Source organism: Duganella vulcania (assembly GCF_009857655.1).
GTDB lineage: Bacteria > Pseudomonadota > Gammaproteobacteria > Burkholderiales > Burkholderiaceae_D > Rugamonas > Rugamonas vulcania.
Genome location: NZ_WWCX01000081.1, coordinates 18,572 through 28,999, shown reverse-complemented (window position 1 = coordinate 28,999; position 10,428 = coordinate 18,572). Strand labels below are relative to the sequence as shown.

General features: G+C 65.9%; 4 protein-coding genes. 1 reads left to right on the top strand and 3 read right to left on the bottom strand.

Features of this window, described 5'->3' with window-relative positions; all coding sequences use genetic code 11:
* Positions 1–271 precede the first annotated feature (271 nt).
* Positions 272–1,144 carry a serine hydrolase gene (locus GTP90_RS27710; protein ID WP_161086535.1) on the top strand — a complete coding sequence of 291 codons (873 nt, stop codon included), beginning with the start codon at positions 272–274 and terminating at the stop codon, positions 1,142–1,144.
* 141 nt (positions 1,145–1,285) lie between these two features.
* On the opposite strand, the gene recD is transcribed toward GTP90_RS27710, so the two are convergent.
* Genes recD through recC form a run of 3 tightly spaced genes read right to left on the bottom strand, consistent with a single transcriptional unit; the run spans position 1,286 to position 10,408 of the window.
* Positions 1,286–3,262 (bottom strand): exodeoxyribonuclease V subunit alpha, encoded by a 1,977-nt coding sequence (gene recD / locus GTP90_RS27705; protein WP_161086534.1) that lies wholly within the window; start codon positions 3,260–3,262, stop codon positions 1,286–1,288.
* The gene (gene recB, locus GTP90_RS27700) at positions 3,252–7,007 is read right to left on the bottom strand and encodes an exodeoxyribonuclease V subunit beta (RefSeq protein ID WP_161086533.1); all 3,756 of its coding nucleotides are present in this window, start codon (positions 7,005–7,007) and stop codon (positions 3,252–3,254) included. Before recB ends, recD begins: the two co-directional genes overlap by 11 nt.
* Entirely contained in the window at positions 7,004–10,408 is a 3,405-nt protein-coding gene (recC, locus tag GTP90_RS27695) for an exodeoxyribonuclease V subunit gamma (RefSeq protein WP_161086532.1), read from the bottom strand. The genes recB and recC overlap by 4 nt, the downstream gene beginning before the upstream one ends.
* Between the last annotated feature and the right edge of the window lie 20 nt (positions 10,409–10,428).

Sequence of the window (10,428 nt, the reverse complement as noted above, 5' to 3'; positions counted from 1 at the left end):
AGTCTGGCATTCGGACACGGCCTCTGCCGTAGCGCGCGCTACGGCAGAGGCCGTGTCCGAATGCCAGACTTGACCCCAAATGCTTAGAGGCACCTTAAGACGTAGGCGCAGCACAAAATAAATAGAATCGTGGAGTTACATTCAATAGACGAGAAACCACTTTAATGTTATCTTCTATCCTCAGGAAATATTGCCGCATAGCTAGACTAGTTTTGCGCCGCGTCAACTTCTGACGCCCGATACACTCCTCTCTCCCTAGAAGTTACCTAACATGCTCAAGAAAATTGTCGCTGTATTGCTGAGTTCGTTTACTGCGGCTGCGCTCGCAGTGCCGCTCGGCTCGCAGTCGGTGCTGGTCGTCGAAGACGGTACCGGCAAAGTGCTGCTCGAAAAAAATTCCAACGTTCAAGTACCGATCGCCTCGCTGACCAAGCTGATGACCGCGATGGTGGTGCTCGATTCCAAGCCGGACATGGATGCCCCCATCAGCATCGATAAAACCGACGTGGACATGATCAAGCACAGCACCTCGCGCGTGCCGGTCGGCGCCGAGCTGGCGCGTCGTGACGTGCTGCAATTGGCGCTGATGTCATCAGACAACCGGGCCGCCGCATCGCTGGCACGCACCTATCCGGGCGGTCCCGAAGCGTTCAAGAAAGCGGTCAGCGCCAAGATCCGGGCGCTGGGTTTGACCCAGACCGTGATCGAGGAACCGACCGGCCTGTCGCCGAACAACCGCTCTACCGCGACCGATCTGGTTAAAATGGCAACCGCCGCCTCGGCCTACCCGGACATCCGCCGCATCACGACCGACACCAAGGACGTGATCAATATCAAGGGTCGTCAAGTGGAATATCACAACACCAACCGCCTGGTCGGCGCCAAGGGTTGGGACGTCGGTTTGTCGAAGACCGGCTACACCGAAGAGGCCGGCCGCTGCCTGATCATGCGCTTCAAGTCGGCCGGCAAAAACGCCACCCTGGTGCTGCTTAATGCCAAGGCCAACTCGGCCCGATTGATGGATGCCTTCAATATTCGCCGCTTCATCGCAGGCCCGGATGGGGAACCAAAAGTCATGAAGGCTTCGGCTCATCGTCACAAAAAGGCAGTCAAATCGGCCAGTCGCCGCCGCCGCGCCGCCTGATCTTTCAGCCTGCCAAAACCAGAGCCGGACCATGTGTCCGGCTTTTTTTCGCCCCTCACAAGCCAGTTTCTGGTGTTTATAAGCCAATTTTTAGCATGGTTTGGCTATGACGATACCCGCAGCAGGCATCTTGCAAAGGGATCAGTTGCCGAGGAGCGTGCGCAGGCCGCTGGCGCGCTGGGTACGCTGGGCGATGGCGTCGAGCAGCACTTGGCTGTTCGGCGTGAGTAACGTAAAGTAGTCGCGGGCGCGCGTGATGCCGGTATAAATCAGCTCGCGTGCCAGCATGCCACCGCTGTCTTTGGGCAATACCAACACGGTGTGCTGGAACTCGGAACCTTGTGATTTATGCACCGTCATGGCAAACGCCGTTTCGACATTTCTTAGCCGCGTAGCAAGAACACTGCGCACATTTTCGCCTTCCGAGAAGTACACGCGCAGCGCGCCGGGACGCGCCGGATCGGGCAAAGTCAGGCCGATATCGCCGTTGAAAACGCCGGTGCCGTAGTCGTTGCGGGTGACCATGACCGGCCTCCCGACATACCATTCGCCGCTTCTGCGCAGCAATCCAGCCGATTGCAATCTTTGTTCGATGACATCATTCAATCCAGCAACGCCCCATTCGCCGTCGCGCACCGCGCACAAAATCCGGAAGGTTTCAAAGCTCGTCAGCACGGATTTCACCCATGCAAGATGTACGACCTCCTCACCTTCCGGCGCCCCGGACCTGATCATTTTGAGGTAAACCTGGTAGCCGCCGGGCGCCCCGGCGCGGCCCGCCAAAGCCAGCTGAAGCAGATCGGAAGACTGCGCCGGATCGACCCAGGCGACCTTGCCATCAGTTCCATCACGCAATACTTGTAGCGCCGAAGCAGCATTTCCAGCGTTCACAGCCAGCGCCAGCGCGCCGATCGGGCCGCCGAAACGCCGACTTTCACGCAACATTACTGTCTGCTGAGCAATGGGTCCGCCGTCGCCGGCGTAGTTTTCAGGAATCTGCTGGCCGGTGCTTGCTTGCACATAAGACAAGGTTTCGGACTCGTAGCCGCCGGCTTCCGCGTTGTGGCACAGGTCGCCCAGGACCGCGCCCGCCTCCACCGACGCCAGCTGATCTTTATCTCCTAACAAGATTAAGGTGGCCTCCGGCGGCAAGGCCGCCAGCAAGGCGGACATCATCTCCAGGTGGATCATTGACGCCTCGTCAACAATCAACACATCGACTTCCAGCAGATTGCCGGCGTTGTGCTGGAACGCGCGCGTGCCCGGCCGGGCGCCAAGCAGGCTGTGCAGCGTCCGGGCCGCGCCCATGCGGGCGGCCAGTTCGCGCAACGGCAACGCGGCGCCGACTTTCTCGGCCAGGTCGTCCAGCGCCGAATCGATCGATTGCTTGAGCCGGGCCGCCGCCTTGCCGGTCGGCGCGGCCAACGCCACGCGCAAACCGGACTGGCGCGCGCCGGCTGTCGCGAACAGCAAGGCCAGCAATCGCGCCACAGTGTAGGTTTTTCCGGTGCCGGGGCCGCCAGTAATAATGCCCAGCTTGCCGCGCATGGCCACCGCGCAGGCGATTTTTTGCCAATCCGTGGCGCCGCCGCGCGGCGCGTGCGGGAACAGGATATCCAGCCAATGACGGACGTCGTCGGTGCTGACCTCGGCATCCACAGGGACCACCCCACTCAAGGCCCGGCCGCGCACGGCCTCCGCGACCAGTGTCTCATCGCGCCAATAACGGCGCAGGTACAGGCGTTCGCCGTCCAGCACCAGCGGCTGCTGGAAATCCAGGTCGCCGACCGGCCAGACCTGGTCGCACCCTGCCAGCAACCCCCGCCAGGCAGCGGCATTCTTGGGCCAGGCGCCGGCGGCATCGCGCAGCGCGCGCCACTCGTCGCTGGTCCAGCCGAGCTGGCCGGAAGGATCACCGGCCAACTCGTCCAGCATCAGGCAGCTGTGGCCGCGCCCCTCAAGTTCGGACAACAGCACGCAAGCCGCCATCAATTGCGGCGAACTGGCGCCAATCGAGGCGATAAAGCGTGCAAACGCCCCGCTCAGGCGCCGCAACTGGCCATTTTCGGTCAGCGCGTCGACTTGCTCAAACAAGGCTGTGGACGTTTCAATACTCATGCGTTGCCTCTGCTTGCGCTGCGCCGGACTCGTCCAGCAACCGGTCCAGCCCGGCCAACAAGGCCGGATCCGGTTCTATCAGGTAACAACCGCGCGTTTGCGGATTCGCAATGCCGCGCAGGAAAAGAAAAATCGCGCCGCCCAGGTGTTCGGCCGGATCGTATTCGTCGCCCAGTCTGCTCTGCAGCAGCCGGTGCAGCGCCAGCATGTAGATCGCGCCCTGGATGTCGTAGCGGTGCTCGGCCATCGCGGCCACCAGCGCCGTCTGGTGATAGGCGCCGTCGCTCCCGCCCAGCGCGTTCGATTTGTAGTCCAGCACCCAGAAGCGGCCTTCGTGCTCGAACACCAGGTCGGCGAAACCTTTCAGCATGCCGTGCAGCTGACGCTCCGGCAGCGCAGGCCGCGCCACGCCGCCCAGCAGATGGGTGGCGCACAGGCCATCCAGCGCGCCGGTGCTCAGGCGCTCGCTGGGGAACCAGAACTCCATCTCCGGCAGCGGCGACCCGATGGCGCTCAGCGGCGCCTCCAGATGCGGCAAGGTGGTGCGGGCGATTTCGCGCAGCCACGCCAGCGTGTCCTCCAGGCGGTTGCCCCAGCCGGCGCGCTCCACCCGCCGCGTCAGGCGCGATTCGAAGTGCTCGTGATCGACAATGGCAAAGCCCTCCTGCCCCATCCACTCCAGCTGCTCGTGCAGGAAGTTACCTGGCACCGAACCGCGCGGGAAGCGGTGCCACGGCGCGTCTTCCACGCGGCCGGGCAGCGCGATCGATGGCTGGTCCGCGCCCTCCAGCAGGTTCTCCTGCAGACCGTCGCGCGGCACGGGCAAGGCCGGCGCGGCCCCGCCGATCGTGCCGGTCGGCCCGGTGCGGCGCGCCAGCGAACTGAAACTGCCAACCGACCAGTCACGTTCGAAACGGCCGGCGTAAAGCTGCGGCTCCAGCAACGGCGGGCGTTCTTCCACGCGGCTCAGTCGCGTGAACTGCTGCATCGCCATCTCCAGCGTCTCGATGCTGATGCCATCGCAACCCTTGCAAGCGTGGCCCCAACGCTCCATCATCAGTTCCGACGGCAGCGCTTCGCCGCCGGTCAACAGATAGCCCAGCGCCGATTCGTGCAGCGTGTTGTCGCCGGCCTTGCGGGCGGCCAGCGCCGTCACGCCCAGCCACAGGAAGTGGCGCGCACGCGTGAGCGCCACGTACAGCAGGCGCAAGTCCTCCTGCAGGCGCGCGCGTTCGACCAGTTCCATCGCGGTGTCGGTCAGCGCCATGTCGATCTGGCGCACGCCATCGTCGTCGCTGAATTCGAAGAAGCTGCGGTTGCGCCGCTCCACCTTGCGCGCCGTGACGGCGAACGGCAGGTACACCAGCGGGTACTCCAGGCCTTTCGATTTGTGGACCGTGACGACCTTGACCAGCTCCGCATCGCTTTCCAGCCGCAGCACGCGCTCGTCACCGGCGCCCTCACCGCCTTCGATCTGCTCGGCGAGCCAGCGTATCAGCGCCTGCTCGCCATCCAGCTGGCGGCTGGCCGATTGCAGCAGCTCGGCCAGGTGCAGCAGGTTGGTCAGGCGCCGTTCGCCGCCCGGCTGCTGCAGCAAGGCCGCCGGCAGTTTCAATTCGTGGATGAAGCGGCGCAGCATCGCCAACACGCCCTGCCGCTGCCACACAATGTGCAGCGCCTTGAGCTGCTCGACGCGCGCCTCCCACGCCAGTTCATCGGACGACAGCTGCGCCAATTCCGCCAGCGGCAAGCCGGCGGTGCGGGTGGCGAAGGCGGCCCGCGCGAGCGCGCCGTCCAGCGGGCTGGCGACCGCCGACAACCAGCGCAGCACATCGGCCGCTTCCTCGCTGTCGGTGACGGAATCCTTGTCCGACAAATAGACGCTGGCGACCTGGCGCCGTTGCAGCGCGCGGCGTATGGCGGCGGCCTCCTTGCGGTCACGTACCAGCACGGCGATGTCGGCCGGCTGCAGGCGCACAAAGCCCTTCGGACCGTCGAAGCCCGCGCGTTCGTCGTTGAGCTGCGCGACGATATGCTCGGCGCAGTGCCAGGCGAAGAATTCGCGGTAGCTGTCCGCCTTCAGGTCCTGCGCGGCGCTGCAGGCGATGACCAGCGCCGGCACGTCGCCGTCGGAGTTGACCATGCGCTCATTGCGCCCCTTGGCGCCGACCGCTTCGAACGGCAGCGGATTCTCGCGCGTGCCGGGATCGCGGAAACGGAAGGCGCCGCGTCCGAAGCCGCCTTCCGCCGGCTGGCCCTCGGCGTACATAAACAGGTGGTTGACCGCGTCCACCACCGGCTTGGTCGAGCGATAGTTGGTGCCCAGCTGGTAGTGGCGGCCGGCGGTGGCCTTGCGTGCGGACAGGTAGCTGTGGATGTCGGCGCCACGGAAGCCGTAGATCGACTGTTTGGGATCGCCGATCAGGAACAGGCCCGTTTCGGGATCGTTGTCCGCCACGCGGTACAGCAGGTTGAAGATCTGGTACTGGTTGGGCGCCGTGTCCTGGAATTCGTCGACCATCGCCACCGGGTACTGGTCGGTGATGCGCTTGCGCAGCGCGGCGGCGTTCTCGCCTTGCAGCGCGGCGTTCAGGCGGTCCAGCATGTCGGCGAAGCCGAACTGGCGGCTGCGCTTCTTCAATTCGTCCATGCGCTTGGCGACCGCGCCGGCGGCGTGGCGGTACAGCGCATGCGACAGCGGCTCGATCTCGTCCAGCGCCTTCTTCAGCGGTTCGGTGGCCTCGAAGTCCTCGGGGATCGTGGCCGTGTAGCCTTTCGAGTAGGCGTCCTCCAGGCCATGCGGCGTCAGGCGCTTCCAGGCGGTGTCCGAGATGCCGGGCATGACCATGGCGGCATCGTCGGCCCATGCGCGAAGGCCGTTGAACCAGCTGACCAGCGACTCGGCGCGCATCTTGTTCCCGTTGAAGCACTTCGGCGAGAGCACACGTTCCGTGGCGATCCATTGTTCCATGCGGTTGGCGCGCTCCACCCAGCCGGCCTTCAGGTTTGCCAACTGTGCCTGCTGTTCGCGCTGGACGGCGGCGATCAGCTCACCCAGCGATTCGATTTGCGCGCCGTCGCCGATGATGTCGGCGCGTTTGACCAGCTCCCGTATGGAGCGCTTCAACGCGCCCACGTCGCCCCAGCATGACAGCAACGCATCCAGCGAGACCGCGTTCAGCGGATAAACCTGCTGGCGCCAGTAGTCATGCGCGGCGTCCTCGAACAGGGCCTGCTCGTCGCTGACCAGCTCCTCGTCGAACAGGCTGCCGCTGTCGAAGGCGTGCTCGCGCAGCATGCGCTGGCACCAGGCGTCGATGGTGAAGATCGCCGCTTCGTCCATCGTCTCCGCCGCCAGCATCAGGCGGTGCGCGGCCTGCTGCTGTTCGCTGTGGCTCGGATAAGATTCAAGGATGGCGTCCAGATAATCGTCGCGCTCCACGCCGCTGCCCACGCCCAGGCCCATGGCCGAATAGCCGCGGAAGTAGGCCGCCGCCTCCACCAGCCGCTCGCGCACGCGGTTCGACAGCTCGCGCGTGGCGGCGCGGGTGAAGGTCATGACCAGGATATCGGCCGGCAGCAAGGGGCGGCGATAAGCATCGCCGCCGCCGTGGCCCAGCACCAGCCGCACGTACAGCGCGGCGATGGTCCACGTCTTGCCCGTGCCGGCGCTGGCCTCGATCAGGCGCGAGCCGTGCAGCGGGAAGCTCAGCGGGTCAAGTGAGTTGGCGGTGTTGCTGCTCATGCTGAATCCTCGCCGTCGATGGCGTCTATCGTGATGTGTTGTTCCAGCCAGTCCGCCAGCGGGCCGTAAAGCGCCTGCGAGACGTCGGCAAAATCCGGTTCGGCGCTGAGGGCCGCGAAGTCCGGCCACAGGCGCGCAAGGCACAGGTCCTCGTTCTCGCCGGAGATTTCGAAGCCGCCGTCGTACACGGCGCGCGCGTCGCCGCCCTGCGCCAGTGCCAGTGCGGTCTTGCAGGCGGTCGGCAACGGGCGGTTCATGCCGTCGCGCCACAGGCAGACCAGCTCCCGCAAGGCTTCCAGCGCATCGGCCTGCGCCAGCGGTTTCATGGTGACGATGGCGTCGCGCGCCACCAGGAAGCCGGCGACGGGCATGCCGGCCGCCGACACCGCCAGCTGCCGCAGCCACATGGCGATCAACTTGTCGCCGCGCGGCTTGCCCTGCTTGTCCGTGACCTTGGACGACATCTGCGCCAGCCACACGGTCTCGTTGCCGTCGCTGCGCAGCTGGTCGATCCAGTCGTCCATCTGCACGCCGGCAAGGTGAAGGCTCAACGGCACCTTGGATGCAGTAAGAGGATAGCGCTCGCGCAGCGTCAGCCACGCGCAGCGCACCGGCACCAGCGCCTGCACCAGCTGATGCTGGTACTGCTGGCCGATCAGGCCTATGGGCAGCACGCCTTCCCGCGCAAGGCGTTCCGCGCGCTCGGTCATCTTGTCGTAGACCTGGTGCAGTTCCTCGGCTTCGGCGCCGTCGTCCAGCATCGTGTCTTCGAGTAGATAGCGTTCCAGGGCGTTGAGCGAGAACGGCTCCTCGTCCTCGCCCACCAGCGCCGCGTCGCCGAACATCACGCCCAGGCGCTGGCGGAAGAAGAAGCGCACCGGCTGGCGCATGAAATTGTTCAGGCTTACGAGCTTGAGGCGGAATTTGTCGTCGATGTCGAACGGCGGCAGTTCGGCGGCGACGCCATCGCCGGCCTCCTCGCCGTGCGCCTCGCGCCATTCGCGCGCATAGGTCAGCAGGCCACCGTCCTCGAAGTAGCGGCGGCTGAACGGCTGCAGCGCGTGTTCCGTGGTGCGCGCGTGGGGGTCCAGCGCCCACCCGTTGACCAGGTAATCGCGCAGCTGCGACACCAGCACCGACGGCGGCTGTTCGCTGTTGTCGCGCACATTGCGTCCGACCCAGCTGATATACAGCTTGTCGCGCGCGGCCAGCAGCGCTTCCAGCATCAGGTAGCGGTCGTCGTCGCGGCGCGAACGGTCGCCCGGACGCGCCATGCCCGGCTGCGCCAGCAGGTCGAAGTCGGCCTTCGGCGCGCGGCGCGGGAAGTCGCCGTCGTTCATGCCCAGCAGGCAGACCACGCGGAACGGTACCGCGCGCATCGGCATCAGCGTGCAGAAGGTCACGCCGCCGGAGACGAATTGGTGATTCAGCGTCGGCTCGTCCAGAAGGCCCAGCCACGCCTCGCGCAGCACGGCCAGCGGCACGGCTTCGTCGTATTGCGCGCCCTCGCAGGTTTCCAGCCAGTTGTTGAGCGCATCGTCCAGCTGCGCCAGGGTCAGGCGGTCGCCCTCCTCGCCGGTTTTGAAGAAGGCTGCCAGCAGCGCGCGCGCCTGCACGCCCCATTCGGCCGGTGTATGCGCTTGCGCGAGCACTTCGCGCCAGTGCAGCAGCGCTTCGACCAGCTGCGCCAGCGATCCGGCCAGCGCCGCATCCAGTCCGCCCACTTCGCCATAAGCCTCGATGCCGGCGAAGGCCGCGTTTTCGCCGCTGGCGTAACCAAGCAGCATGCGCCGCACACCGAACAGCCAGGAATTCTGTTCGCCCGCCGCGCCCAGGCCAAGGCCGGCGCGGTGTTCGGTATCGAGGCCCCAGCGCACGCCGGCGCCCTCGATCCACACGCCCAGCGTCGGCAGGTCGTCGTCGCCCAGGCCGAAGCGCGCGGCCAGCGCCGGCACGTCCAGCAGGTCGCGCACCTCGCTCTGGCGGCAGCGCTGCTGCGGCAATCGCAGCAGCCACTCCAGCGCCACCAGCAGCGGATTGACGCTGCGGTCGTTGACGTCGCCGATCTCGAACGGGATGTAGCGCGGATCGCTGCGGCGGTGCTGCGCGAACACCGCGTGGATGGCGGCGGTGAAGGTGTCGATGTCCGGGACCATCACCACCACGTCGCGCGGACGCAGCCCGGTGCCGTCGGCGAACATGGCCAGCAGCTGGTCGTGCAGCACCTCGACTTCGCGCTGTACGCTGTGGGTGACATGGAATTCGATGGAGCGGTCGTCGTCCGGTGGCGGCGTTTGCGGGTGTTCCGACAAGGGTAGAAGGTCGCGGATCGCCGCCTGCACCTGCGACAGCAGCGTGCCGTCATCGCCCTCGCTGAACAGATCGATGCGCAGCGGCGCAACGTCGTCGTTTTCTGCCGCGGCGGCGGCCGAAGCTTCGTCGAATTCGTCCAGCATGCGGATAAAGTCGCGGCCCTGCCGCCCCCAGCTGGCCAGCAGCGGATGGCTGTGCGCGTGCAGCTCCTCCAACGGAATCGCGCCCAGGTCCTGGCCATTGCGCAGCTGCTGGCGGCGATGCGCGGAGCGCAGCAGGTCGCGCCCTTCGATGATGTCGCCCCAGTAGAACTGGCAGGGATTGGGCACCGCCAGCACCACCTGCGTGTAGCGCGCCAGTGATGCCAGCGCCTGCAGGCTTTGATACGGCAGCGCGGAGACACCGAAGATCACGATGCGGCGCGGCAGGCGGCCCAGCGGTTCCTCGCCCGCCGCGCTGGCGCGCACGAATTCGGTGTGGACGGTGGCGCGACCCAGCTCCCGCTCGTGCGGCTCGACGTCGTCGATCACGGCGCGCCACAACTGGCCCTGCCAGCGCTGGTCCTCCGGCAGCGGCTGCGCTTCGTTGCGCGCGTTGCGCAACTGGTCGCGGCCGTGCGCCCAGTCGTCCAGCCAGTCGGCGCGATAAACCTGGTATTGATCGAACAAGTCGGCCAGCCGTTCGGCCAGCTGCAACCGGCGTTCGGCCTCTCCATCGGCCAGGAAGTGACGCAATGGCGTGAACACGGGATCGGCCAGCAAGGTGGGCAACAAGCGCATCAGGCGCCAGGTCAGCGGCCCCTTGTCGAAGGCCGAGCGCACCGGCACGCGCTCGCGCCCCAGCATGCCGCGATAGGTCTCCCATAGGAAGCGCGCCGGCAGCGCCACGCGCGTGGCCGCGCAGACCCGCATTTCCTCGGCCAGCGCGATCTTCAGCCACTCGGCCACGCCGTTCGACTGCACCAGGAAGATGTCCGATTCGAGCGCGTCCAGCGGATGATTGCGCAGCCATTGGAACACCGCCGCGCGCAGCTGCTCCATTTGATTACCGTGCAAAATCAGCAGGCCGGGGGTGATGCTCGAACGCATAGGGCTCTTCGTGGGAATGA